Annotated in this window: 28 protein-coding genes; 13 read left to right on the top strand and 15 right to left on the bottom strand. The window is 52.9% G+C overall.

What is annotated here, in order from left to right; all coding sequences use genetic code 11:
* Window positions 1-53: 53 nt before the first annotated feature.
* Genes cydC through ACUN8H_RS15310 form a run of 4 tightly spaced genes read right to left on the bottom strand, consistent with a single transcriptional unit; the run spans window position 54 to window position 6,053 of the window.
* Window positions 54-1,823 (bottom strand): thiol reductant ABC exporter subunit CydC, encoded by a 1,770-nt coding sequence (gene cydC, locus ACUN8H_RS15325; protein WP_445532928.1) that lies wholly within the window; start codon window positions 1,821-1,823, stop codon window positions 54-56.
* On the bottom strand, window positions 1,816-3,597 hold the full coding sequence (gene cydD / locus ACUN8H_RS15320) for a thiol reductant ABC exporter subunit CydD (protein WP_445532927.1): 1,782 nt from the start codon (window positions 3,595-3,597) through the stop codon (window positions 1,816-1,818). The genes cydC and cydD overlap by 8 nt, the downstream gene beginning before the upstream one ends.
* Window positions 3,594-4,592, bottom strand: coding sequence for a cytochrome d ubiquinol oxidase subunit II (locus tag ACUN8H_RS15315; protein WP_445532926.1), 999 nt, complete (start codon window positions 4,590-4,592; stop codon window positions 3,594-3,596). The genes cydD and ACUN8H_RS15315 overlap by 4 nt, the downstream gene beginning before the upstream one ends.
* A 54-nt stretch (window positions 4,593-4,646) precedes the next feature.
* Window positions 4,647-6,053, bottom strand: a complete 1,407-nt coding sequence (locus ACUN8H_RS15310) for a cytochrome ubiquinol oxidase subunit I (RefSeq protein WP_445532925.1) — start codon at window positions 6,051-6,053, stop codon at window positions 4,647-4,649.
* 436 nt (window positions 6,054-6,489) lie between these two features.
* On the opposite strand from ACUN8H_RS15310, the gene ACUN8H_RS15305 reads away from it, so the two are divergent.
* Window positions 6,490-7,623, top strand: coding sequence for an endonuclease/exonuclease/phosphatase family protein (locus tag ACUN8H_RS15305; protein WP_445532924.1), 1,134 nt, complete (start codon window positions 6,490-6,492; stop codon window positions 7,621-7,623).
* 118 nt (window positions 7,624-7,741) lie between these two features.
* On the opposite strand, the gene ACUN8H_RS15300 is transcribed toward ACUN8H_RS15305, so the two are convergent.
* Window positions 7,742-8,092 carry a general stress protein gene (locus ACUN8H_RS15300; protein WP_445532923.1) on the bottom strand — a complete coding sequence of 117 codons (351 nt, stop codon included), beginning with the start codon at window positions 8,090-8,092 and terminating at the stop codon, window positions 7,742-7,744.
* Between the two features lie 679 nt (window positions 8,093-8,771).
* Here ACUN8H_RS15300 and ACUN8H_RS15295 point away from each other — a divergent pair.
* From ACUN8H_RS15295 to ACUN8H_RS15285, 3 genes are all read left to right on the top strand, one after another.
* Window positions 8,772-8,966 (top strand): hypothetical protein, encoded by a 195-nt coding sequence (locus ACUN8H_RS15295; RefSeq protein WP_445532922.1) that lies wholly within the window; start codon window positions 8,772-8,774, stop codon window positions 8,964-8,966.
* 117 nt (window positions 8,967-9,083) lie between these two features.
* The gene (locus tag ACUN8H_RS15290) at window positions 9,084-9,920 is read left to right on the top strand and encodes an MBL fold metallo-hydrolase (protein ID WP_445532921.1); all 837 of its coding nucleotides are present in this window, start codon (window positions 9,084-9,086) and stop codon (window positions 9,918-9,920) included.
* Between the two features lie 37 nt (window positions 9,921-9,957).
* Complete coding sequence (locus ACUN8H_RS15285) at window positions 9,958-10,569, top strand: flavodoxin family protein (protein ID WP_445532920.1); 612 nt, start codon at window positions 9,958-9,960, stop codon at window positions 10,567-10,569.
* Between the two features lie 37 nt (window positions 10,570-10,606).
* Here ACUN8H_RS15285 and ACUN8H_RS15280 read toward each other — a convergent pair whose 3' ends face one another.
* The 3 genes from ACUN8H_RS15280 to ACUN8H_RS15270 all read right to left on the bottom strand — a co-directional run bounded on the left by ACUN8H_RS15280 (window position 10,607) and on the right by ACUN8H_RS15270 (window position 12,273).
* On the bottom strand, window positions 10,607-11,578 hold the full coding sequence (locus ACUN8H_RS15280; protein ID WP_445533015.1) for an ion channel: 972 nt from the start codon (window positions 11,576-11,578) through the stop codon (window positions 10,607-10,609).
* A gap of 228 nt (window positions 11,579-11,806) precedes the next feature.
* Entirely contained in the window at window positions 11,807-11,950 is a 144-nt protein-coding gene (locus ACUN8H_RS15275; RefSeq protein WP_445532919.1) for a hypothetical protein, read from the bottom strand.
* Window positions 11,947-12,273, bottom strand: a complete 327-nt coding sequence (locus ACUN8H_RS15270) for a hypothetical protein (RefSeq protein WP_445532918.1) — start codon at window positions 12,271-12,273, stop codon at window positions 11,947-11,949. The genes ACUN8H_RS15275 and ACUN8H_RS15270 overlap by 4 nt, the downstream gene beginning before the upstream one ends.
* A 312-nt stretch (window positions 12,274-12,585) precedes the next feature.
* Between ACUN8H_RS15270 and ACUN8H_RS15265 the strand changes: the two genes are divergently transcribed.
* Window positions 12,586-12,792 carry a hypothetical protein gene (locus ACUN8H_RS15265; RefSeq protein ID WP_445532917.1) on the top strand — a complete coding sequence of 69 codons (207 nt, stop codon included), beginning with the start codon at window positions 12,586-12,588 and terminating at the stop codon, window positions 12,790-12,792.
* Window positions 12,793-13,290: 498 nt separating this feature from the next.
* Window positions 13,291-13,461 (top strand): hypothetical protein, encoded by a 171-nt coding sequence (locus ACUN8H_RS15260; RefSeq protein ID WP_445532916.1) that lies wholly within the window; start codon window positions 13,291-13,293, stop codon window positions 13,459-13,461.
* A 167-nt stretch (window positions 13,462-13,628) separates the two neighbouring features.
* Here ACUN8H_RS15260 and ACUN8H_RS15255 read toward each other — a convergent pair whose 3' ends face one another.
* Window positions 13,629-14,387, bottom strand: coding sequence for a dienelactone hydrolase family protein (locus ACUN8H_RS15255; protein WP_445532915.1), 759 nt, complete (start codon window positions 14,385-14,387; stop codon window positions 13,629-13,631).
* A 173-nt stretch (window positions 14,388-14,560) separates the two neighbouring features.
* On the opposite strand from ACUN8H_RS15255, the gene ACUN8H_RS15250 reads away from it, so the two are divergent.
* The 5 genes from ACUN8H_RS15250 to ACUN8H_RS15230 all read left to right on the top strand — a co-directional run bounded on the left by ACUN8H_RS15250 (window position 14,561) and on the right by ACUN8H_RS15230 (window position 16,773).
* Window positions 14,561-15,241, top strand: a complete 681-nt coding sequence (locus ACUN8H_RS15250; RefSeq protein WP_290700921.1) for a Bax inhibitor-1/YccA family protein — start codon at window positions 14,561-14,563, stop codon at window positions 15,239-15,241.
* A 110-nt stretch (window positions 15,242-15,351) separates the two neighbouring features.
* Window positions 15,352-15,741, top strand: a complete 390-nt coding sequence (gene tusD / locus ACUN8H_RS15245; RefSeq protein WP_445532914.1) for a sulfurtransferase complex subunit TusD — start codon at window positions 15,352-15,354, stop codon at window positions 15,739-15,741.
* An 11-nt stretch (window positions 15,742-15,752) separates the two neighbouring features.
* Window positions 15,753-16,118 carry a sulfurtransferase complex subunit TusC gene (gene tusC / locus ACUN8H_RS15240; protein ID WP_445532913.1) on the top strand — a complete coding sequence of 122 codons (366 nt, stop codon included), beginning with the start codon at window positions 15,753-15,755 and terminating at the stop codon, window positions 16,116-16,118.
* Between the two features lie 10 nt (window positions 16,119-16,128).
* Window positions 16,129-16,419 (top strand): sulfurtransferase complex subunit TusB, encoded by a 291-nt coding sequence (gene tusB / locus ACUN8H_RS15235; protein WP_445532912.1) that lies wholly within the window; start codon window positions 16,129-16,131, stop codon window positions 16,417-16,419.
* Window positions 16,420-16,422: 3 nt separating this feature from the next.
* Window positions 16,423-16,773 (top strand): TusE/DsrC/DsvC family sulfur relay protein, encoded by a 351-nt coding sequence (locus ACUN8H_RS15230; RefSeq protein WP_445532911.1) that lies wholly within the window; start codon window positions 16,423-16,425, stop codon window positions 16,771-16,773.
* Window positions 16,774-16,789: 16 nt separating this feature from the next.
* Here ACUN8H_RS15230 and ACUN8H_RS15225 read toward each other — a convergent pair whose 3' ends face one another.
* Both ACUN8H_RS15225 and ACUN8H_RS15220 read right to left on the bottom strand, forming a co-directional pair.
* On the bottom strand, window positions 16,790-17,422 hold the full coding sequence (locus ACUN8H_RS15225; protein ID WP_445532910.1) for a helix-turn-helix domain-containing protein: 633 nt from the start codon (window positions 17,420-17,422) through the stop codon (window positions 16,790-16,792).
* Window positions 17,423-17,533: 111 nt separating this feature from the next.
* The gene (locus tag ACUN8H_RS15220) at window positions 17,534-18,475 is read right to left on the bottom strand and encodes a histone deacetylase family protein (protein WP_295709268.1); all 942 of its coding nucleotides are present in this window, start codon (window positions 18,473-18,475) and stop codon (window positions 17,534-17,536) included.
* A gap of 103 nt (window positions 18,476-18,578) precedes the next feature.
* On the opposite strand from ACUN8H_RS15220, the gene ACUN8H_RS15215 reads away from it, so the two are divergent.
* A complete protein-coding gene (locus tag ACUN8H_RS15215; RefSeq protein ID WP_445532909.1) occupies window positions 18,579-21,326 on the top strand; it encodes a bifunctional acetate--CoA ligase family protein/GNAT family N-acetyltransferase in 2,748 nt (915 codons plus the stop codon).
* Between the two features lie 74 nt (window positions 21,327-21,400).
* Here the strand turns inward: ACUN8H_RS15215 and pdxH are convergent, their stop codons facing one another.
* Window positions 21,401-22,045, bottom strand: a complete 645-nt coding sequence (pdxH, locus tag ACUN8H_RS15210) for a pyridoxamine 5'-phosphate oxidase (RefSeq protein ID WP_445532908.1) — start codon at window positions 22,043-22,045, stop codon at window positions 21,401-21,403.
* Between the two features lie 239 nt (window positions 22,046-22,284).
* On the opposite strand from pdxH, the gene ACUN8H_RS15205 reads away from it, so the two are divergent.
* On the top strand, window positions 22,285-22,971 hold the full coding sequence (locus ACUN8H_RS15205) for a cytochrome b/b6 domain-containing protein (RefSeq protein WP_445532907.1): 687 nt from the start codon (window positions 22,285-22,287) through the stop codon (window positions 22,969-22,971).
* Between the two features lie 7 nt (window positions 22,972-22,978).
* Here ACUN8H_RS15205 and ACUN8H_RS15200 read toward each other — a convergent pair whose 3' ends face one another.
* Genes ACUN8H_RS15200 through ACUN8H_RS15190 form a run of 3 tightly spaced genes read right to left on the bottom strand, consistent with a single transcriptional unit; the run spans window position 22,979 to window position 24,526 of the window.
* Window positions 22,979-23,368 (bottom strand): DUF2069 domain-containing protein, encoded by a 390-nt coding sequence (locus ACUN8H_RS15200; RefSeq protein ID WP_445532906.1) that lies wholly within the window; start codon window positions 23,366-23,368, stop codon window positions 22,979-22,981.
* Window positions 23,365-23,988 carry an NAD(P)H:quinone oxidoreductase gene (gene wrbA / locus ACUN8H_RS15195; protein WP_445532905.1) on the bottom strand — a complete coding sequence of 208 codons (624 nt, stop codon included), beginning with the start codon at window positions 23,986-23,988 and terminating at the stop codon, window positions 23,365-23,367. The genes ACUN8H_RS15200 and wrbA overlap by 4 nt, the downstream gene beginning before the upstream one ends.
* A gap of 58 nt (window positions 23,989-24,046) precedes the next feature.
* The gene (locus ACUN8H_RS15190; protein WP_445532904.1) at window positions 24,047-24,526 is read right to left on the bottom strand and encodes a gamma-glutamylcyclotransferase family protein; all 480 of its coding nucleotides are present in this window, start codon (window positions 24,524-24,526) and stop codon (window positions 24,047-24,049) included.
* Between the last annotated feature and the right edge of the window lie 165 nt (window positions 24,527-24,691).

Here is a 24,691-nt window from a genome sequence, read left to right as displayed (position 1 = left end):
AAAAGGCGCTCCTCAAAGTGCTTTAGATACTGCGCCATACGACAGCGGCAGGGCTACAGCACAACCCGTTGGTTAATTTTGCAAAAGTAACTCTTGGGCTTGGCTAGTAGCGCTTGGGGCGTTCCTGCTTCGAGCAGACGCCCTCTGTCGAGAACAGCAATACGATCCAACTGAGTAAGGCCAGCAGGGCGGTGCGTCACCAACAGCAGCGTCCGCCCCTGGCAGCGCTGACCTATCACATTGAGTACTTGGGTTGCCGTGGTGTCATCGAGCCCTTCGGTGGGTTCATCCAGTAGCACGATGGGGGCTAAGGATAGCAATGCCCGAGCCACGCCGAAGCGGCGGAGCTGGCCGCCTGATAATGAACTGCCGCCTTCATCAGGATAGTTATCGAGCCCCTCAGGTTGCTCGCTCAGCCATTCGCCTAGCCCTAGCGCTAACAGCAGTTCGGTCATTTGTTCATCGCTAGCCTGAGGATCGCCCAGTTTCAGGTTCTCCCGGTAACTCGCTACAAACAAGTGGATGTTTTGCGGAGCCACGGCGAAAGCCGCTCGCAAGGTGTGCTCGCTTAGCGTAAATAGCGGGGCTTGCCCCAACGATACCTCGCCACGCTGTGGCTCAACAAAGCGTACCAACGCATTCAGCAGCGTCGTCTTGCCACTGCCCGATGGGCCGAGAAGTGCCACATGTTCACCCACATTGATGGTTAGCGACACATCGCTGAGTGCCTGAGTGCCATCGGCAAAAGTAACGTGAAGGTGATCGATCGTCAGTTGGGTACCCAGCGGTTCCGCTTGATCCTGAGAAGGGTAACGCACTGTCGGCACTTGGGTACGCACCCCTTCAAGCCGCTGAGCGGCGTACTGAATTCTGCCGACGTTTTGCCACGCCTGGGGCAGGAGCGAGATTGCTTCGAAGCCGGCGAGCACGGCCAAACCCATAAAGGCAATTAGCGGTGCCTCTAACCGACCATGACTAATGAACCAGGCGGCCATGGCGAGGGCGGTAGTAAGCGTCAAGCCAAGTAACGTTTGGGTTAGCCATTGCGAGAACCCCCATATCCTTGCCGTTTGGCATTCAGCCGCATCGCGCTGGCGCTGCACACGGATTAGAGACGCGGACTCGGCTTCCCAGCGGCCATAAATCAACAGTTCCGCAAGCGCATCCAACCTTTCAATCAACTGCCCACGCAGGCGACCATTGAGCGCTTGCCAGGTTGAGGAAGGTGAGTGGTTCATGCGCCAAGCAAGCCATGGGCCCAACGTGCCTGAAAAGGTTAGCGCGAGCGCGGCAAACACGCCGATAACGGGAGAGAACACCCCGACCAGCGTGCCACAGCCAATAATGGCGAGCAGCGCGACGATAGAGGGCGCAACGATGCGCAAATAAAGGCTATCCAGAGCATCAATATCGGCCGTTAAGCGGCTAAACAATTCGCCACTGCCGTAGCGCTGCAGAGCCGTGGGTGAAAGCGGCTCAATGGCTGCATAGACATGCCTGCGTAGTTGCGACAATAGTCGTAACGTTCCCTCATGAGAGGTCACGCGCTCGCCGTAGCGGCCCGACGTACGGGTAAGCACAAACAAGCGAATGCCCGCCGAGGGCAAAAAGTAGTTAAAAGCGGCGGCCGTGCTGGCGGTTAGTCCCGCCAGGGCAGAAGCGCTTAAGAACCAGCCCGACAGGGCAATCATGCCAATGCTGGAAAGTAAGGTAACGAGGCTGAACAGCATGCCAGCCATCAACCAGGCAGCGAAAGGGCGCATCTGACCCAGGTAAGGGCTCAGTACGCTGACACGAGATGACGGATTGGCGTGCTTAGGCATGCTTATCCTCCCTGGAAGGAGCATAAGAAGAAGCATTAAGCAGTTCAGGACAGCTGGCGCGAAGACCAACCAGTGTATCAATGGCGCGAACCCTGCCGTGTTCGAGTATCAAAATGCGGTCGGCCAAGGCGAGAAGATCCAGCCGGTGAGTGAGCACCACCAGCGTACGTTCCTGCTTGAGCCGTGCCAGCGCCCGCATAACGTGTGCTTCGCTAAGACGATCCAGGCTGGCGGTGGGCTCATCAAGAAGCAGTAACGGTGAACCGCACAAAAACGCTCGTGCTAATGCAATGCGTCGCGCCTCGCCGCCGGATACGGGCTGGCCGCCTTCGCCAATAGGCGTGGCAAGCCCCTTGGGTAGCGAAGTGAGCCAATTGCTTAAATCGACTTCCTGAAGTGCTTGGCGGAGGTCATCGTCGTCAGCGTCTGGATCGGCCAGCCGTAGATTATCGGCCAGCGTGCCCGAGAGTATCGTCGGTCGCTGCCCCATCCAGCCAATAGCGCGCTGCCACGACTGTATAGCCAAGGAGCCGATGCGTAGGCCGTCGTGTGTTTCCAGGCTGCCTGACTCAAGCGGCAAAAAGCCCATCAGCAAGTTAAGTAAACTAGACTTGCCCGCTCCGCTTGCGCCCGCTACCGCCAAGCACTCGCCCGGTTGAAGCGTGAAGCTGACGTTATCCAGGGCCGGCGTGGGCTGATTTGCGTAGCGGCAGGTGGCATGTTTTAGCGCTACGCCCAGTCGCTTGGGTGCCTGCCATTCGGGGCGGCCCTGGCGGGCGGCCACCGGGGGGGCGAGCAAGGGGATCAACTCGCCTGCCGCCGCTTCCGCTTCGGCTTTGGCGTGGTAGTGGGTGCCCAGATCACGCAGGGGTTGATAAAAAGCGGGCGCAAGTATCAGAATGAACATGCCCGCAAACAGCGTTAGCTCGTCGCCCCAGGTGCCAAACTCGAAATGGTCCAGGTAGACAAAGCCGATATAAATGGCCAGTAATGCGATGGCCAAGGAGCTAAAAAACTCAAGCAACGCTGACGACAGGAACGCTACCCGCAACACGCGCATCGCTCGCACTCGATAGCGCTCAGAGACCTCATGCACCACCTCGGCTTGAGCATGGCTGACCCCAAATAGCTTGAGGGTTGGCAGACCCCGTAACGCATCCAGAAAATGACGGCTCATGCGCGCCATTTCCTGAAACTGAAGCTGATGCTTTTTTTGGGCACCAATCCCGACCATCGCCATATTGAGGGGGATAAACGGTGCGGTGATCAATAAAATCAGCCCTGCCGCCCAGTTCAGTGGAAATACGGCGATTAGAATCAATAAAGGAATAATAATGCACAATACCCGCTGAGGGCGGTAATCAGCATAGTAACCGTGCAATGCATCGATTTGATCCCAAACACGACTCCCGAGGGCTGCCGTGTGATATCGGCGGGCCCAAAGCGGCCCATTTTCACCGATCCGTTGAAGCAATTCACTGCGGATCGCCCGACGCACGTCCACCGCGCTACGTGTGGCGGCTTCGGTCTTCACCCAAGCCAGTGCACCGCGAGCAGAGAAGGCCAGCGGTAAAATCAACAGCGGGATAGTCACATCGGTGAATGTCGCTTTATCGATGACCATGCGTTGCGTAATGCTGGCAATGGCCCATGCCTGTAAGAAAAGCAAGGGCGTGGTGGCACTGCCTGCGAGGATAGTGACATAGGGCCAGAATCCGCCATGCCGTGCTTGGCTTGCCAGCCAGCGACGAGTAGTGGCTGTTTCCTGGCTCATTCTTCGCTCACGCGAACCTTGCCACGAAACAACCAATAACTATAAGCAGTGTAGCCAAGAGTGATAGGGATGAGCGCGGCATAACCCACCAGCAGGAATTGTTGGCTGGCGCGACTAGATGCAGCCTCCCATAAGGTAATGTCGGGGGGGAGCATGACGGGGAAAAAACTAGCGGCCAAACCGATCACGCCTATCATGAACATCATCGCAATTTGGACGAAGATACGTTTTTCGTGTCGATGAGTGGCACTGCGGATGGTAAGCACGGCTAGGGCCATCATTAATACCGCGGTCACTGCCAGCCAAAGCGGGTTGGGCCACTGCGACCAGCGTTCAGCAATTTGCTCGTTAACAATTGGTGTTATGGCCACCACGATTCCAATGGCCAATATAAAAAGCAGCATGAGTGGTCGGATTAATCGGTAAAACTTTCTTTGCAGTTGGCCTTCTGTCTTGATAATTAGCCAGGCGGCTCCTAGCAGTGCATAGCCGATCACGAGGGCTGCGCCAGTGCATAACCCGAACCACGAAAAAGCACTTAAGGCATTCTCGGCGAAGTTGCCGTCATCCGTCCCCACGCCGTCCACTACGCTACCCACGATCATGCCCTGAATAAAAGCGACGGCCGTTGTCACCACGCGAAAGCCGTTATCAACGCGTTGATGAGTGCGTGCTTTGGCGCGGAACTCAAAGGTCATGCCGCGAAAAAAAAGACACATCAACATTAAAATCAATGGCAAGTACATAGCGGGCAGGAGTGAGGAGTAGACCAGAGGGAAAGTGCCGTAAAGGCCCGCAACGCTGAGCACCAGCCAGGTTTGGTTGCCATCCCAAAAGGGCGAGGCAGTCGTTAGCATGACGCCACGCTGCTCATCGTCCTGAATGACATTAAACAGAATGCCTATACCCAGGCTATAGCCATCCAGAATGACGTAAACAATCAGTGCAAAACCGATGAGTCCAAACCAGATGATGGGAAAGAGTTCATCACTCATAGAGGCTTCCTTGCCACTGGCTCATGTGTTGGTTATCTAAGTCAATAAACCTTATCACTGGCGCTTATATCGTCGGCTGAAGGGGTCTTTAGGGCCGCGTTGCTCATGGGCATCATCATGCTCCTCGTTGTCAGGCAATATGCTCTCAGGCGTGTGGCGTATCAGCTTGAAGAAAAAGTAGGCACCGATGAAAAAGATCAGAGTGTAGATGCCCCATAGTCCGGCCAAACTGGTGACCAACGTGGTGACGCTAAATGGCGAAACGCCATCAGCAGTTCGTAATAAGCCATAAATAATCCAGGGCTGCCTTCCCGCTTCCGTGGTGACCCAACCGGCCTCAATGGCGATAACGCCAATGGGGGTGGCCAGCATCATCAGGATCAAGAACCAGCGTGATTGGTAAAGCTGCTTTCGCTTACGCATCCATAGCGACACAGCAACCAGACCGAACATCGTAAAACCTAAATAAACCATCAGCCGAAAGGCATAGAACACAAGCGGTACATAGGGCCGATCCTCTTTTGGCCATTGCTCCAGTGCTTGAATTTTGCCGGACAATGAATGGGTCAGGTAGAGGCTGCTGAGTCGCGGAATGTCCAAGCTAAACAGGTTTTTCTCCTGTTCTGGGTCAGGCCAAGCAAAAACCACCATGGGCATTCCTTCACGGTCAGGCTCGCTTTTCCAGTACGCTTCCATTGCGGCTACCTTGGCGGGCTGATGCTTGAGGGTATTCAACCCATGCACGTCACCGGCGATGATCTGCAGCGGTACGATCAGCGTTAGCATCCACAGTGCCATTGAGAACATCTTTCTTGCGACGGTATCACGGTGATTCCTATACAGATGCCAGGCAGCAACACCGGCCACGACAAAAGCCGTCGCGATTAGAGCCGCTAGTGACATGTGGACAAAGCGAAAGGGTTGGGAAGGATTAAAAATGACCTCCCACCAGTTTGCAGGAATAATCCGACCGTCCTGGAATGCATAACCGGCGGGTGTTTGCATCCAGCTGTTCGAGGCTAGGATCCAAAAGCTGGAAATGTAGGCGCCAAGCGCGACCATACAGGTGGCGAAAAAGTGGACCTTTCGACCAACGCGCTCTTCGCCAAACATCATAATGCCGAAGAAGCCCGCTTCGAGAAAAAAGGCGGTGACTACTTCATAGGTCAGCAATACTCCGCTGATTTCGCCCGCTTTAGACGAGAATACGCTCCAGTTGGTGCCGAACTCGAAAGCCATGATGACCCCAGACACCACGCCTGCTGTGTAGTTGACGGCGAAGTGAGGCAGCCAGTAGTGATAGATACCCAAGTAGACTCGATTGCCTGTTTTGAGCCACATTCCTTCGAGAAAGGCCAGATAAGTAGCCAACCCAATGCTTAGCGCCAAAAAAATGATGTGGTACATCACCGTGGTGGCAAACTGGAGGCGGGCCAAGTCGACGGTGTCTAACCCCATCATGACTGGACTCTCCTTGTCCGAAAAACACGCACTAATGAAAGACCATATTTAGGCTGCTGATGAATCCTCTAAACAGATAAGTGTAGCAGCGGAGTGCCTTTACACATGTTAAGTTAGCGCTGAGAGTGTTACGTGCTGGCGCCGGCAGCGATACCCGCGATGCGCTATACCTTGCTTGGCTATTTTGCGGTAAATCCGTACCCTTAGGCGGCCACAAAATGAGTGCAACATACGCTGAATTTGCTCCATGAAAGCGTAATTGCCTAATGCGCTTAGGGCGGCAAGCTAGGTTAGCCTTCACTGGTTCAGGCACGAAGTACTCGGTGAATTTGCCCCTTAGTGAAGCGGAATATATAAATCGTAACCATATTGGCGGCAACATGATTCACTATGCCCGGGATTCCCGCGTTCGCCGTCGCTGCTTTTGAGAGGTTTCATGTTTTTAAAGCTCCTGCTCTGGGCCAGCCGAGTGTTGGTTACCTTAATGCTGGTGGTATGCCTTCTGCCTTTGTTACCTAGTGGTGAGTGGTGGGTTAGGTTGTGGGATTTCCCTCGTGTGCAGTTAACCGCCGCGTTGGTGTTTCCGCTTCTTCTGTTAGCTATCCATGCATGGCTCAAGCGTCCCCGAAAAGAGCATGCCGCCTGGGTTGCCGTTATCCTGGCTATTGCTGGGTGGCACCTTTATCACATTTTGCCATTTACACCCGTTTGGCCCACCGAGGTGCCATCGGCGGAAATGCGATCCGATGACGATCGGACCGCATTAAAAGTACTGACCGCCAATATTACCTTCAAAAACGATCATTATGCCGAATTGATAGAGATGGTGCGGCGTGAGGATCCAGATCTCTTACTGTTGATTGAAGTTGATAGCGCCTGGGAAGAAGGGCTGGCTCCGCTGGACGACGACTACGATTATCGAGTGGGAGAGGTGCGTGATGAAGGCCAGGGGCTTGTGCTTTGGTCGCGTTATCCGTTTCTGGAGAAGCAGGTGGAGCACTTGGTTTCCGAGCGCAGGCCTTCGGTTTTTGCCACCCTAGATGTACCAGGCATAGGGCCCGTGCGGTTTGTGGGGGCTCATCCAGTCCCACCAGGCCTTGAAGAAGATATCGAGAGCGAAGATACCGAGGCCCGACGGGACAGCCGTGAACGCGATGCGGAACTGATGTTGATAGCCGAGCATGTGCAAAAGGACCCGGATAACCGCTGGATCGTCACCGGTGATTTTAACGATGTAGGCTGGTCGTATACCACGCGATTGTTTGCCGATTTGAGCGATCTAAAAGATCCACGTCGTGGCCGACGATTGCTGAGTACTTACCATTCGGCGTACCCGTTTTGGCGCTACCCAATCGACCATCTTTTTGTCTCTGACGGGCTTCACCTTGTTGAGCTTGAACGGATCAAAGTGATTGGCTCCGACCACTTCGGCATCGTTACGACGCTCGCCGTTGGGCGTAAAGATCAGGAAAAGCCCGAAGCGTCAGAGGAAGAAGAGGAGGAAGCACAAGAAATGGTCGAAGAGGGTGAAGAAGATGCTGCGGAACATGATGCGGGTGCTTCAGAGTAAGAAGCTGTCGTAAGAAAATGTCTTTTACAAAACGCTGCTAGCGAAAGGGGCATCGCTAGCAGCGTTGATATGTCCTTGTCGTACTTTTATACTCATCCTTGAGAAGATATTTCAGTGATTAGCGGCCGCCACTGTGGCTGTTTTTTCCGCCTTTCTGTCCCGCTTCGGAAGCTTTCTCTGGATCATTGGCGAAGTTACCACCGCTATTGTGGCCGCCTTTTTGGCCCGCTTCCGACGCCTTTTCGGGATCGTTGGCGAAGTTGCCGCCACTGTTTTGACCGCCTTTGTGGCCCGCTTCGGCCGCTCTTTCAGGGTCGTTGGCGAAATTACCGCCGCTATTCTGACCCCCTTTGTGGCCAATATCTTCGTAGAATTCTTTATCGTGGGTTTTGGCAGTGGCGTCACCGCCTTTTTTACCCGCTTCACTGACAGACATTTTATCTGAATTGCTATTCCGTTTATCACTCATTGCATTCTCCTTTCAGCAAATTATTGGGGAAAAGCGCGTTTATAGGTTACTCAACGTCGCCATTCCTAACGCTTCACTTCCACTGGTCTACCCAGTGGACGCAGCAATCCTGTGCTGGTGACCAAAACATATGTAGAAATAATCTTGCTAACAAGCCGGAAAGATATTTTTTAATTTTTATCAACTTATTTATAATCGTTTCTTGATTTTTTTGACTATTGTTAATTAAGCGGAGTCTGGTTTTATTGAAACGAGGAGGCTAAAGAGAAATTTCTAAAAAGCTGTTAATAGCTACTTTTTTAAAAGTTAAAATGTAGGTTAAGTTTAAATATATGGTTTCAGCTAGTGGCTATCATAGGGTTGGCTAGCATTCATCTCGTGGCTGGTAAACTTTGCTCTCTTCAAGCGTGGCAGCGCAGTGCATGGCTCTTGTTTGCTGGCGGTATATCCGTTGCCTATCGATTCGTGCAGGTGTTTCCTGAACCGGATGCAGTTTTGAGCAGGTGATGGGCCTAGATCGCGATTTTTTCACTAAATATTTTCCATCAGCAATAACGAAAATTTTCATTTTAATTAGCGTGGGAGCGTAAATTCTAAAATTTGTTAACCTTTTACCATCCCCGCCAATATCCGCTCTGTACTAGGCTAGAGAGCACGCTGAGTTTAAAGGAGAGGCTATATGGATAAGCAGGTCATAGATATTATCCGAGCCAAAGAGCAGCTACCCGATAACATGACGGATAGTGAAATCGCCCGGGCGTATAAAGGAACGTACACGGCTGCAAGGGCGGCTATCAGCTTGGATCATAAACCTATCGATCAAGTAATGGCCGATACGATGGCGAAGATTTTTCCTTTTATGCGGAAAAAGTAATAACCACCACTGACTTCTTTTCGTAGCGACATCACTATTTTTTTACCAAACGCAGCAAGAAAAGGTGGGCGACGATGATGGTTATATCGCGCTTGTTACTGGCCCAAGGAGGGGGTTATGCCTAACAATCCGCTTAATAGCAAAATGATGCCGCTGACATCAATTAAGAGTGGTGACCTTTTCGAGCTGCTTCCTGATGTAGCGGGACTCACCGTTAAAATCGTTAATGTTTGCTTTGTCGGACACCCCGGTAGCAGCGATTGGGTCTTAATTGATGCTGGAATGCCCCACAGCAAAGAGCTGATCGTCGAAGCGGCGGCGTCCCGATTTGGCGATAATGTCCCTCCTAACGCTATTTTGCTGACGCATGGCCACTTCGACCATGTGGGGTCAGCTATTGAGTTGGCAGAGTATTGGGAGGTGCCTGTTTACGCTCACGCTTTAGAGTTGCCTTATCTCATTGGGGAAAAGCATTACCCCTACCCAGACACCAAGGTGGAGGGGGGCATCCTGGCCAAGCTGTCAGCCCTCTTTCCTAACACGCCGATAGATCTACGACCCCATATTCACCCTTTGTCCGAGGATGGCAGCGTTCCCGGTCTACCTGATTGGCGCTGGATAGCCACGCCAGGCCATACCGAGGGACATGTTTCGTTCTTTCGCGATAGTGACCGCGCCATGATCGCAGGCGATGCATTCGTGACGGTTCGGCAGGATGAACTCTATCAAGTCTTGACCCAGCATCAGGAGCTTAGTGGGCCACCCCGCTATTTTACGCCCGACTGGGACGCTGCGCGTGTCTCCGTGCGGCGTCTGGCCGAGCTTAAGCCACGCGCGGTGATCACTGGTCATGGTCGTCCCATGGAGGGTGAAGCCTTGGAGCATGAGCTAGAGAATCTAGCCCAGCATTTTGACCACATTGCCCGTCCTTCGCACGGTAAGAGCGTGCGATAACCTGGCAATAAAACTGTTTTCACATGGAGGTAACAACATGGCACTGACGGCATTCGCAATTAACTGCACCCTTACCCCTTCACCTGCCGACTCCTCTTGCGAGCGACTTATCACTGAGACGCTGGCAGAACTCGAGCGCCACGGTGTCACCGGCGAGCAGATCCGTGCGGTAGATTATAATATCAAGCCTGGCGTGACTTCCGACGAAGGGGAAGGAGATGACTGGCCTGGTATTCGCCAGCGTATCCTGGACGCTGATATCTTCATCTTGGGCAGTCCGGTCTGGCTCGGTCATCACTCCAGTATTTGTCAGCGTGTTTTAGAGCGCCTGGATGCGTTTCTGGATGAGAAAGACGACCAGGGGCGGCTGGTTTCATACGGTTGTGTTGCTGGCGTTGTAGCAGTGGGGAATGAAGATGGCGCTCACCACATTATCGCCGAACTGTTTCAAGGCTTGAACGATGTTGGATTCACTATTCCAGCGAATGCTTCTACCTACTGGGTGGGTGAAGCAATGCAGGCAACCGATTTCAAAGATTTGAAGCAAACGCCGGAGATGGTACAAACCGCTACGGCGGGGCTTGCTCGCAACTGCGTTCATCTGGCGACGCTACTGAAACAAACCCCTTACCCTAAACAGGAAAGTTAACACTTGGCTAGGGTAAGCAGGGCGAGGGGGCAAAGTGCTAGTGGGCCTCGTTAAGCAGGTCACCTAGCTGTCGCTCTGAAAGTCGCGTATTGGCCATGTAGTACACAACATCGCCATCTTGCAGTAGGCGGTCGGTAGCTGGGTTCAGCATACTGCCGTCGCTATCATCATGACTGCTGGCCAATCCTAAGACGGTCGCATTACAGACTTTTTTCGCCTGTACAAACAGGTTGCCAAACGTAGCACCCGCTGGCGGGTCAATGAGTTTCGTTTGATATTGCGTAGCGCCACGATCGACGGCAAGCAGCTCATTGACCACCCTCGAAATCCCGGCATCCGAAGCGGAGCGTACCAGCATCTCTAACGCTAGCGCTTGGGTGCACTCAATGCCGGGCAAGGTGCGGCGTAGCATGGCGGCGGTATCGGGATTGGCGCAGTGGGCGACGATATGGGCGTCATCCCCTTTTAGGCTGTAAGCACTGAGCGCGACTGTTGCAACACGGTCATCACTGGTGTCATAGATGATAATGCGGCTCGCGTTCTCAACACCTGCCCGTTTGAGCAACTCTGCATTGGAAAAGCTCTCGCCTTTAATGAATTTAAGATCAGCTGGGCGTGGATTGCTCATTTCTTTAATGACGCACAGTACAATCTCGTCCGGCAGGCTTTTGTCGGCTTTGAGAATATCCAAAATTCGCTCTGTGGTTTCGCCGTGCCAGCCGATGACAAGGGTATGACCGCTCAGATGGCTAAAATCGCCTTTGCCTTGCATCTGGAGTCTCCAAAAAGTTGATAGTGTGACCGTGGCTTTACCGATTAATGCCGCAAAGAGTGAAATGCCACCGGGAATGAGGTAGAGCGTAGCGATCCATTTGCCAGCCACTGTTTCTGGGCTGAAATCACCGAAGCCAACGGTGCTGGCAACTACTACGTAAAAATACACCCAATCTGAAACGGAATCGGCCATTGCTTCGCCAATGAGAGAAAAAAGCCCCCATGTCGTCCCCATGTGGGCCAGGACGACTAGCAGAAGAAAGGTCCATGAGATTTGGAGCGTCGATGCTTTGAGGACACGAAGCAGTCGTTGGATGACAGGCATTTGGGTCCCTTAAAGTAATGGTAATGGCGTGCATATTTTATAGTGGGCGCGGAAGTCGAGAACTACCGCTTTAGCTTACGTTGAAGAAACAAAAAGGGCCGCTGGTAGCGACCCTTTGATATTCACAAACTGAAGCAATCAGGCAAAGCGTTTGACAATCCAGGAAAATGCGCTCTCGGTAAGTGATTTTTTTCCATGGTGTTCACGGTGCTGGCTCCAAACCATGCCACCGGAAACGACCGCAAGGCTCATCAACATACTGGCAAGAATAAATTCATTCATGGCTTTCTTTCCTCATCAGAGGTTTTGTCCCGCTCTACGTAACCATAGCCGAACGACCCCACAAAGATCAAGAGTAGACCTAGCCCCACGCCCATCCAAACGTTATCAGTATTCAAGCTGGGATTGGTCACCACCCAGCCTGCAGTAAAGCAGGTGGCCACAACGATAACGCCTACGTTGCGAGTTGCTTCCAGGAACTGCTGACGGGTTGCGCGTGCGCCTATTTTTCTACGAGCCGCTGAAGCTCTGCGTTCTCGTAAGCTTTTATTGAGCCTTACCCGTAGCGCCTCTTGCGGGTCTTTACCCTCATGCGGTTCCTTCAAACGGCCACCTATTGAATAGCTTGAAGAGTATATTAGAACCCGGCTTTGTTGACCTGTGTGCCGCGGATACAGTCACCGTAGGCCATTGTATCTCCGGTTTCTTCTGCGAGCTTACGGCAATCTGCGGTTCTGGAAGAGGTGGGGCCAGTGCTACAGCCTGCAAGGATGAAGAGAAGTAGGCAAAGAGAGATAAGTGTTTTCATTAATGACTCCTTGCCATAGGAATTTCCTTGCTGCATTTAACATCATTTAAGCCATAGGTGTCGATTAGTGATAGGGAACGTCATACGCCTGGAGGGTGTCAGAAGGAGTATGTTCAACTATCGGGATAAGCATATGGATCGTGTATTTGCCTGGGATCATCACCATAACCGCGTCGTTTATCGAATTCCTGGCCATCACTTTGACGATGGCAGAGAAGACAGTGACCTTTCTCCCGTGTGGTTACCTGCCGACATCTCAGATTTGCCAGAAGGGGTGACGGTTGATGATCTGCGTACTGTCTCGGTGAAGGATTAACGCAACGCGCCTCAATTTCTCAGTGCGCTTACCATAAGTGGAAAGGAGGCCAGAGAGGCCTCCACCGCCTTGCTCAAGGGGCGGCATATTGCTCGTTGAGCACTTGCACTTCTTATCCGCTTCAGGCTTCGTTGCGCAGCGGTGCCTAACGAACTCGCCATCTCTATCACTCGCCTCGCGAGTATCGACTACCCACCATTCGGGCTGTGAATCGATCTCCGCACCTTCCTTAACGGCTCTGTAGACAATAAATGTCGACATCATCCTCTCCTTGGGTTTTGAGACACCTTCACTGTAGACCATCTTTTAAAATTGTTGGGAGTAATAGATGAAGCGCATTGCACAACATGTCTTTGCGCTGTTTGCCTTGTGCCACCAACGGGCTGCTTTGCCTGATTTTCAGGCTGTTAGACGGAGCATTTTTTGACGCTTAAATAGATGGTGTTTGGCTAACGATGAGCTACTATGCGTTTAACACTAGCCCTCAGGAAGTCCGCCATGTTAAAAGGTTTAATCGTCTGTTTTGCGGTGTTATTTGCACAATTGGCGGTGCTGCATGTGATTGATGCTCGGCTTTATAATTCTCCTCAAGATGCGCGGCAAACGGCTACCACTACCGTTACGCCCCATAAAGAGGAGAAAGATGACGGAGAAGAAATGCTGAGTTAGAAAAAAGTAGCATTAAAAGAACATAGCCAAAAGGGCAGGTATATAAGAATAGAGCTATAAGAACAGAGCTATAAGAACAGAGCTATAAGACCAGCGCTAAAAGGCAGAGTGACAACAACGTTTTAATTGAACCCTAGTGGCGCGAAGCCCCGCTAGGGTTTTTGCTTTTAAAGCATTTCATCGAGCCAAGCGTTAAAAGTCGCCCATGAGCGTTGATCTGCGCGTTCGTGGTAAGCGTCGCTGCCAAACACGCTGAAGGCGTGGGGGGCGCCTGAATAGATACCTACTTCATACGTCACCCCCGCGGTTTCTAGCTCTTCTGCCAGCGTCGCCACATCCTCTAAGCTCACCGAGCTATCCGCACCGCCATGGGCGATGAAGAGGGGAGCCGTTTCGCTGGCATAGGCTTGGCCTTCCGGTGTTGTTAGCCCACCGTGAAAACTGGCGTAGGCCGCGATGTTGTCGGCTTCCCCGGAGCGAGCGATTTCTAGCGTTACCGCACCGCCAAAACAGTAGCCCATGATCACCGTTTGTTCAGTAGCGCCCTGTTCTCTTGCCTGTGCCAAGCCGCCCAGCGTTAGAGCGCGCATTCGTTCTCGATCCTGGTAGAGGCGGTTAGTGGCCGCCCGCTTGTCGTCGACCGCTTGGGGGCGGTTTCCTTCGCCATATAGGTCGACAGCAAAAACGTCATACCCTTTATCGGCCAGCATATCAGCGCGTTGGCGCTCATAGTCATCCAGCCCATCCCAGTCATGAACGATCAGTACGCTGCCTTTTGCGTTTTCACCGCCAGTGATGAAATAGCCCTGAAAATCTTCACCGTTGACGTTGTAAGCAATATCTTGCCCCGCGGGGGAGAATGCTGAAGCCGGCAGCGCTAAAAAGAAGAGCGTTAAAGCGCTGCCTGGGAGTAGAATTTTTTTCATATTATTGTGTCCAATCGAGTGTTGATGAAGCATAGCCGATAGCGGGTGAACTGATAAAACGTTGAATAACCATTTGTTCGCTAGACTGTGTAAGATAGACAAAGACTTGCGTCTGGAACTCGGCAACGGCATTCTTGTCAGTTGTTGGAAATACCATTAGGGAGCATGAACACATGGCTTATAATGATTCACGTATGGCACGCCCCCAGTCGGGCGGTGTTGCCAACAGTGTCAGCACTAACAAGGTGTTGCGTAACACTTACGCACTACTGGCAATGACGCTGCTGTTTTCAGCAGTTACGGCAGGTGCCGCTGTTGCACTTGGCATTCAGCAGATGAACATTTTCGTGTTCTTCATCGGTGCCTACGGCCTGATGTTCCTTGTCCACAAAACCGCGAATTCTGCTGCGGGCTTATTGGCCACGTTCGCTTTCACAGGCTTCATGGGGTTCACGTTAGGGCCGATACTTTCTGCCTACCTAACCCTGCCCAATGGCGGCGCGTTGATCATGAACGCCCTGGCTATGACTGGCCTGACGTTTGTGGGTCTTTCGGCAGTCGCGTTAACCACCAAAAAAGACTTCAGCTTCTTGAGCAATTTCCTGATGGCAGGTGCCATCGTGTTGATCCTTGCCATGGTCGCTGGTTTCTTCTTTAACATTCCTGCGCTATCACTAATGGTTTCGGCAGGCTTTGTTTTGTTTGCTTCAGCCGCCATTCTGTATCAAACCAGCGAGATTATTCACCGTGCCGGTGAAACCAACTACATTCTCGCTACCGTAACGCTCTATGTATCCATCTATAACTTGTTTGTGAGCCTGCTTTCCATTTTAGGCATCATGAGCAACGATTGATTCTTGGCAGTAATTAGAAGCAATGACAGGCCCTATTTAGGGTCTGTCTTTTTTTAGGCCACCACTACTGGGCATCAATCTTTTTTTCATCAACGACTAGGTATCTAGAGATGCAGTACGGTTTATTAGTAATGGGCGCGCCGTACAGTAGCCCGGCACCGCACTCTGCATTACGTTTTGCGTACGCCGTGCTATCACGTGGGCATCAATTGGCGGGTGTGTTTTTCTATCACGATGGCGTTCATAATGCGTCTTCCTTGATGGCGCCTCCTCAGGACGAACTCAACCTCCATGACGCCTGGCTGGAATTGAATCAGCAGCATGCTATTCCGTTGGATGTGTGCATCGCCGCCGCACTAAGGCGCGGATTAATGAATGAATCCGAGGCGCAGCGCCACGGTAAGCAGACGTACAATGTCTTTTCCCCCTTTGAGTTAACCGGCCTTGGCCAGTTGCATGCCTTACAGCAACGCGCCGACCGACTCATTACGTTTGCTTGAGAGGAGATTACATGGCGACCCCTAATGCGCTATTAGTGATTATCCGACACGCTCCCCACGGCTCTAACTGGTTGCGTGAAGGGCTAGATGCCGCCTTGGTGGCCGCTGCGTTTGGTCAACCTGTTCATCTGCTTTTTATGGGGCAGGGAATACTGGCGCTAATGAAGGAGCAGAGCAGTGGGGCGCCTGGGCAAAAGGCGACCCTTCCTACCATCGATATGTTAGAAATGTACGATATTGATAAGCTCTGGATAGCCGAAGAAGCTCTGCAAGCGTTGTATATCGCCACTGACATGTTAGTGAATGGGGTAACCGTGATCGCAGAGCGGGACATACCTGACTTATTGCAGCAACACACCAACATACTCAACTTTTAGTGGGGTAACGATGATGCTACACATCCTCACCAAGGGGCCTAACAGCAGCGCATCTTTCGAAATGCAGCAAGCGATTGGGGAGCAAGATAGTGTGCTGCTGATTGAAGAGGCGGTTACTGCGGCGCTTGACCCCACTTGGGAGGCTTGGCAACGCTATCAGTCGCGTATTTTTATGCTATCGGAAGACCTAACCTCGCGTGGGCTTGCCAGCATTGCAGCCAAGCACCAGTTGCCGACGATAGAAATGGACGATTTTGTATCGCTTACCGAACAGCACCTAAAGACAGTTACCTGGTATTAATGAATGTCGGAACCAAAAATATACCGTTATCTTGATTCTGAAAAAAAGTATCCGCTCGATCCGGAGGGATATTTAGTTAATCAAGCAGACTGGGGCGAATCCGTTGCCAAATTGATGGCTGAAGAGGAAGGCTTGACACTTACTGCTGAACATTGGGAAGTGATTGATGTGGTGCGGGCCTTCTACCAGCGCTACGAAATGGCACCGGCCATGCGCCCACTCGTCAAGGCAACCAAAAATGCGCTGGGAGAAGAGAAGGGGCGATCGATCTATCTGATGCAGCTATTCCCCGGCAGCCCCGCCAAAAGGATTGCTCGCCTAGCCGGGCTGCCCAAGCCTACCAATTGCTTGTAGAACGCACTGTTTCTAGCTACGCCGCATCGCCACGGGTACACACGGAAAGCACCACCGCATCATCTTGGCTAGTAGAGACGAGCGCATGCCCCATGTCGCTATCAAAATAGATGCTGTCACCCTCTGCTAACAGCAGCGGGGCGTAGAATTCGGTGTAGAGCATGATGTCGCCATGCAGCACCATCAAGAACTCTTCGCCATCATGGCGCACCCACTGCTGATACTCATCAAAGCTACGCGCCCGTACGATGGTTTTGAAGGGTATCATTCGCTTTTGAGCCAGTTGATGCCCCAGCAGTTCGTGCTCATAAGTCGGTGTTGGGTGTAGCTGGCCTTTTCCTTTGCGGGTTAGATCTCGCCGCCCCATGGTGTAACGCTCCCGCTTGGGCGGCGTCAGCAACTGAGGTAGGTCGATATTCAGGCCGGTGGTCAGCTTTTGAACCACGCTGAACGTAGGAGAGACTTGGTCATTTTCAATTTTGGATAGCGTGGAGCGCGCTAGCCCCGTGCGCTGGCTAACGTCTTCTAGGGTCCACTGATTGGCCAAGCGAATTTGTTTGAGCCGTTCACCAAGGCGCAGAGGCTCAACAAAGGGTTTGCTTCCCGATGCGATACGCAGTGCGGCATGCTCTTCAGAAGTTGCGGTCATAAGGCTCGTCACGTTGGCGGCGATAGCTTAGGCGTGTGTCGTAAGAAGCGCATGATAGCACAGCCTAGAAGCGGGAAGATGCCCGCCAAGCAGGTGTAAATGAGGCCTTAATTATGGCACTTCCCCAAAGGGTAGGCCCAAGAGTGCTTTGAGATGCGCTTCTACACCGCTGGCCAGTGATTTGGGGTTATAGCCACCTTCGAGTACCGAGACAATTCGGTTATCCGCATAGAGCGTCGCAATTTCCATCGCCAAGTGAGTGATCCAATAGAAATCCTCATCCTCCAAGCAAACATCGCCCATCGGGTCGTCACGATGCGCATCAAAGCCAGCGGATATCATCACAAGGTCAGGCTTAAAGGCATGTAGCGCAGGTAACCAATGGCGTTCTACAATGCGGCGAAACTCGTGGCCCTCCGTGCCTACTTCCAGCGGTGTATTCACCACGTTTTGCCACTCGCTGCGAAGGTAGCGCCATGGGTAGAAGGGGTATTGAAAGCTGGTGCATATCAACACCTCCGGATCATTTTTAAAGATATCGATGGTGCCGTTACACTGATGCACATCGAAATCGAGAATGGCAATCCGTTTAGCCCCGTATTTGGCTCGGGCGTGCGCAGCACCGACCGCGATATTGTTATAGAAGCAAAATCCCATGGCATCGCTGGCTTCTGCGTGGTGCCCCGGTGGCCTTACCGCGCAGAAAACATTGTCGGCCTGGCGTTTGAAGACTTGGTCAACGCCACGAATGACCGCACCCGCAGCCACACGCGCCGCTTGCAGGCTGTTAGGGTTCATCATGGTATCGCTATCTAGGCTGACGATGCCCTCCGTAGGCAGGCACTTCTCAAGCGCGCGCAGGTGACGCAAGGGGTGAACGCGGGCAAGGGCTTCTTCGCAGGCTTCTTTGGCATCTGCCTGCATGGTCTGCTGTAATAGGCCAGCAAGCGATAGACGAGCGCGAATAGCCTCCAGACGCTGAGGGCTTTCGGGATGTTCCGGCCCCATATGATGCAATGAGCAGTCTGGGTGGGTAAGGTAGGCGGTAATCATTCAAACGCTCCATTATTATTGATGCCACCTTAATCGCCTCCATGCCCTACGCGACAGTGTCAATAAGTCGTACGGTCGCTATTTATGTCAGGGAGACTCATCCGTGAGCACGCGCTTTTTACACCATTTTTTCGAACCTCGTACACTAGCGGTGTTTGGCGCCTCTGAAAAGCCCGCATCGCTGGGCGGTTTGGTACTGAGAAATATTCAAGAGGGCGGCTTTAAAGGATCGCTTTGGGCGGTCAATCTAAAAGGGTATTCGCAGGTATTCCGCGTGCCGTGCTTCAGCCGTGTGAGCGAGTTACCTGAAGTGCCGGATCTAGCGGTGGTTTGCTCACCCATTGAAGGCGTGCCCAGCCTGATCAAAAAGCTCGGCCAGCACGGGGTCAAGGCAGCACTCGTGCTGTCTGGCGGTGCCTACCTTGACCGCGATAAAGGCAACAAGGGCTCGATTCGCGAACGCATGCTGAGTGCGGCTCGGGTATCCGGTATCCGAGTACTGGGCCCGGAGTGCATGGGTCTGATTGTGCCGGGTAAAAAACTCAACGCCTCCTATGCCAGCCAACCAGTGAAAGCTGGCCGTGTCGCGTATCTGGGGCAGTCCGGGATGCTCGCCAATGCAATGATCGATTGGGCGGCAGGGCGTGACGTCGGTTTTTCGCACCTAATTACGGTAGGCGATAGCGTTGATGTGTTACTGCCCGACCTAATCGATTACGTAAATCAATTTTCGCCAGCTCAGGCCATCATGCTGCACCTTGAGCGAATCAGCGACGCCCAGCACTTTATGACCGCCGTGCGTGACGCATCACGTAATCGTCTGGTACTAGCGATAAAAAGCGGTCGCACCCCAGAATCGGATATTTCCGGCATGGCACCCACGCCCGGCATCGCCAACCGTGATGTGGTATTCGATGCTGCCTTTGCCCGAGCCGGGGTCGTGCGGGTGGATGACTCCGACGAACTGCTCGATGCGTTGGAAACCCTATCGCGGATGAAACCATTGAAGGGTGACCGCTTGGCCATCGTCTCGAATGGTTTGGGGCCTGCCATGCTGGCCATTGATAAGCTGATCAGTGCGGGCGGTAAGTTAGCCGAATTCAGTGCCGACACCCAGGCTGCTCTCCATCAGAGCCAGGTGGATATGAGCAAGCCAGGCGAGAATCCGGTGGATCTGGGCGGCAATGCCTCACCAGAGCGGTTTGTTCAGGCGCTGGAGATCGTCGCCTCCGATGCCAATGTGGACGCTGTGTTGGTGGTTCATGCTCCCACCCGGATGGCTCCTTCGCTGGTGACAGCGCAAGCCCTGATCGATAACCGCAAAAAGTTTCGCCGCAATCTACTGACCAGTTGGATGGGGTTAAAAGAAGCACTTAACGCACGGCATATATGTAATTTAGCGGGGATCCCGACGTATATTTCACCAGAAAAAGCCGTTAAGGCCTTTATGCATATGGTGATTTACCAGCGCGTTCAAGCGTTGCTTCAGGAAATTCCGCCCAGCCTGCCGTTTTCGACCAGCCCCGAAATTCGTGCTCAGTGCCGCCAACTGATTAAACAGGCAAAAGAGCAGGGTAGACAAACCCTAACACACTCGGAAACGGCCCAAGTGCTTGAGGCCTACGGTATCCCAACGGCCCCCAGCGTGTATTTGGCCAACCCCGATGAGGCGCTTGCGCGTGCTGCGGAGATACCTGGCACCAAGGCGCTTAAAGTCGTTCACGAAGGTAACTGCCGCCCTTATCGCTACCGCAAGCATCCGCATAAAATTTCGGCAGGGCTGCTGCAGGACTTGGACACCCCCGAGCAGGTAGCCGCGGGGGTTCTTCAACTCGGCGAAAAAGTCGCTGAGAAATTCCCCGAGTACGCCATACGCGAATACTGTTTGCAGCCCATGCAGCGTGGCAAGCATTCGATGCAGATTTGCGCAGGCATTACACGCGACCCTGTGTTCGGGCCGCTGATTGTCTTCGGTATCGGCGGTTATAAAGTCAACGTACTGGCTGACCGCCAGGTGGCATTGCCGCCACTCAATATGAGCCTCGCGGCGGACGTCGTGGGTAGAACGCATGCTGCCTCGCTGATCCGTGAGCACTCCGCCGATCCTGAGCGCGACATCCAGCACCTTTGTCAAATGCTGGTGAAGCTCTCTCAGATGGCGTCGGACCTGGGTGATTTACGTGGGCTGGAAGTGAATCCGCTGCTACTCAATCGCGATGGCATGGTGGCGGTCGACTTTGCAATGGATCTCGGCACTCCCTCGCGGTTTGCCATCATGCCGTACCCGGAAGAGCTGCGGGAATGGGTGACACTCAAAAATGGCTGGCAAGTAGAGGTGCGGCCGATTCGCGCCGAGGATGCCCACCTGATTACCACCTTCCACCGTCAGCTCTCGGAAGAGAGTATCCGCTTTCGCTACTTTCATAATAAATCCAACCTTACCCAGCGCGATCTATCGATCTTGTCGCATATCAATTATGACCGCCAGATGGCCTTTATCGCCGAGCACTTGAGCGACGATGGCAGCAAGGAGATGCTTGGCGTCGTGCGGGTGTGGAACGATCCGGACAATATCCGTACCGAGTTTTCCGTTATTATTCGCGATGACCTGCAGGGGCTGGGCATTGGCAGCCTGCTGATGAAGAAAATGATCGATTACTGCACCAACATCGGCACGCTGGAAATGATTGGTAAGATCATGGTCGACAACCATCCGATGCGGGCACTAATGAAGCATTTGGGCTTTAAATCCCGTTACAACATGGAAGAGCAGGTGATTGATGCCGTGCTGCGCCTTAACGAACCCGAAAGCGAATGGCAGCGACATCGCCTGGAGAGTCTGCCAGACTAAGTTAGCCATCCAGTAAAAAGGCCTGCGTCTTCATCGGCAGGCCTTCAATGAGCGTTGGGCAATTCTCTTGGCAATTAAGGGGCCAAACGGAAACGGCTCCACTCGCCACCATCGCGGCGTTCAAAGCGCAGCCGGTCATGTAAGCGGCTCGGCTGGCCCTGCCAAAACTCGATCATTTCTGGCTCAACACGATAGCCTCCCCAATGAATCGGGCGAGGAATAGGCTGGCCGTCGTAGGCTTGCTCGAAGCGTTTTTGGCGCTCTTCGATCCAGTTACGATCAGGTATGACGACGCTCTGCGTTGCGATCCAGGCGCCTAACTGACTGCCTCGTGGGCGGCTGCCAAAGTACTCATCCGACTCATCCGTGGTGACTTGCTCAACGGGGCCTTCGATGCGTACCTGACGAGAGAGCGAAGGCCACCAAAAGGTCATCGCGGCATAGGGTACATTGCTTAATTCGCTACCTTTATGGCTATGGTAGTTGGTGAAAAATACCATGCCACGCTCGTCAAACCCCTTTAGCAACACGACCCGCGAATGAGGCCTGCCTTGACTGTCTACGGTAGCCAGCGTCATGGCATTACCATCTTTACCCTCTTTCTCCAGCGCGAGGGAGAACCACTCATCAAATAACACGAATGGATCGTCAGGTGCCTGGGACTCGTCTAGCCTGCCGCCTTCATAATCACGTCGTATATCGGCTATATTACGTGTCATCGCATGCTGCTCCCTTGAATTTCTTCCATGTTCGCTGGTCTGCCTATAAAGCTCAAGTGATCGCCATCAATGAATGTTTGACGCACTTATTCATAGTGGCTGTTTCTGAACTGTCAGAAGAAACACCGTTGCGACCAACTGTCTCGCATTCTATGAGAAAGCTAGAATTAATGCGAAGCTGTCCCACCCATAGGGGCTCACCACCGGTTAACTCATTACGGCTGATAGAGGAAAGGGCTATGCCTGATAAGGTAGCAATAGAGGTATGGGATCGATGGATTCGTCTATTTCATTGGGGGTTGGTACTGGCCATACTGTTCTCATTTTATACCACTAAGACGAGCGCCACGCCTTTTCTCTTTCCCATTGAGGTGCATGCACAAGCGGGCTACTTGGTTATCGGCCTACTCGTTTTTCGCTGGCTATGGGGGGTGCTGGGCAGTATATATGCAAGGTTCCAAACGTTTTTATATCCACCCACAAAAGCCATGACCTATTCAAAAGCGCTCATCAAACGAAAACCGAGTGCCTACGCTAGCCATAACCCGTTGGGTGGCTGGATGGTGGTTGTGATGCTGCTTTCGCTCACTTTTCAAGCGGTGAGTGGCTTGTTTTTAAGTGATGATATATTTTTTCAGGCGCCTCTCTACAGCCTCGTCAATGACGCCACTAGCAGCCAACTGAGAACCTTGCATCAGTGGAATAGCGATTTCTTGCTTATTCTCATAGGGCTGCACTTAGTGGGGTTGATCGTGCATCGGCTACTTGGCGAGCCATTATTAGCGGCAATGCTGGCAGGCACCAAACGCTTTAATCAGCAGCCGGTTGATGCCCGTAGTGAACCCTTGAATGCTGCCATGCTGCGATTACGCGCGCTGGGTTGCCTGCTAATAGCGGCAGGCGTTGTCGTATGGCTTTGGTTTTAATTGCTATTTAACGCCGTAACTGCCGGCTACGAAAGCGTGCATAGCCCATGCAACCCGCAAAAAGCGCCATTGAAACCGCCGCTTCCAGCACCCCGCGCATACTTTGTCCGGGAAGCGTTGCCAGCATTACCCCTTGGGTAAAATAGAGCAGGCTGACGAAGGCAAGCCACGCATGTCCGCGGGCGCGCTGGCCAATGATAGAAGGCAAAAACAGCACCAAAGGCAGCACGAAAGCGACCACCGGGCGCCAGTTGAACTCATCGCCTTGAACGAGAAAGCCGCGGTAGATCACCAGCATCAGCAATAGGCCAAAGCTCGCTAACACCAGTTGGCGAGCTCTTTTTGTGAGTTTATCAATACCGTGGCGGGCTTCCACATCCTCTAACCACTGCCTCATAACGCCTCCTGACGCATAGCGCGCAGCGCCAGTGCGAGTCGGGCGATACGTTTACCCTGGGCTAAGCATAGCGAGCGCTCGTGTTCATCAACCGAGCGGTCGCTACGTGGGCCTGCCAAGTGGCTGGTCCCATAGGGAGTGCCGCCGGTATGCGTCTCTAGGAGCGTAGTTTCACTATACGGTACGCCTGCGTAAACCATGCCATGGTGCAACAGTGGCACCAGCATGGTCAGCAGCGTACTCTCTTGACCACCGTGTAAGCTTGAGGTCGAGGTAAAGGCGCAGGCGGGTTTATCGATCAGTGCGCCATTTATCCAAAGGCTGCTGGTCGAATCGATAAAATATTTCAGCGGCGCGGCCATGTTGCCAAATCGGGTAGGGCTGCCTATCGCCAGTGCGCTGCAATGACGCAAATCATCCAAGTCAACGTAGACCGCGCCCTGCTCAGGAATCTCGGGGTCAACGGCTTCACAGGTCGTTGAAACCGGTGGCACTGTGCGCAAACGTGCTTGAATGCCGGCTATGCTTTCGACACCGGCGGCAATTTGCTGCGCCATGGTGGCCGTTGCACCTGAGCGGGAGTAGTAGAGCACCAAAACGTACGGAGTCATTTCACTCATCTTTATTCCTGGCTAAAATCATGGAAACTGTCACGCCATAAGCACATAACAGGGGTATCTATGGTACCAGAGCTATGGGTAAGTCCGTGTGCGGTACAAAGGTATTTTCTAGCGCATTAAGTCGCTGGTAGACCCAGGCGCGAGTGCCATCGCTTAGCGTGATCTCCCGCCGCTGGTAACGAATACCCAGCCGCTCATAGCGATCCAGACGCGCAAGCTCGGTGGGATCGACGCGAAGTAGCAGGCCTTCTACGCGACTTCCTGCGTCAGGGGAAAGGTCCAGTCCACTGCGCTCATACCCTTCAAGCAAAGCCTGTTTAGGTTCGCCAAAACTACCCATCACGATCAAGCGAATGGGAGCATAGCGTAGCGTGCCGTAAACAAAGACCTGATGGGGGCGCGGTTCAATCTCGGCCAAGTCATTGGGGCGTTCATAAAACCAAGGGCTAAGCATGATTAACCATAGCCATCCCGCCAGGCTGAGCATGCCCACACCACCGACTACAAAAAAACGTTTTATCCAAACCTTTTTAGCCACACTAACAGGCTCCTAGGCGATAGAAAGAAGTGGCTGCTCAGCTTGGCGCGTCAACTTATCGATGACAAGCGCTATCTTCTAAGCGTTATCTTTCACGCGCTATTTTTCTAGTACTGGGTTATCGACTTATTTTATCTGCTTAAGCAAAGTGGACGTGTTTGCTAG

It is taken from the genome of Vreelandella sp. V005 (assembly GCF_052645115.1).
Note: the sequence above shows the minus strand (reverse complement) of the source record. Positions and strands in the feature narration are given on the sequence as shown.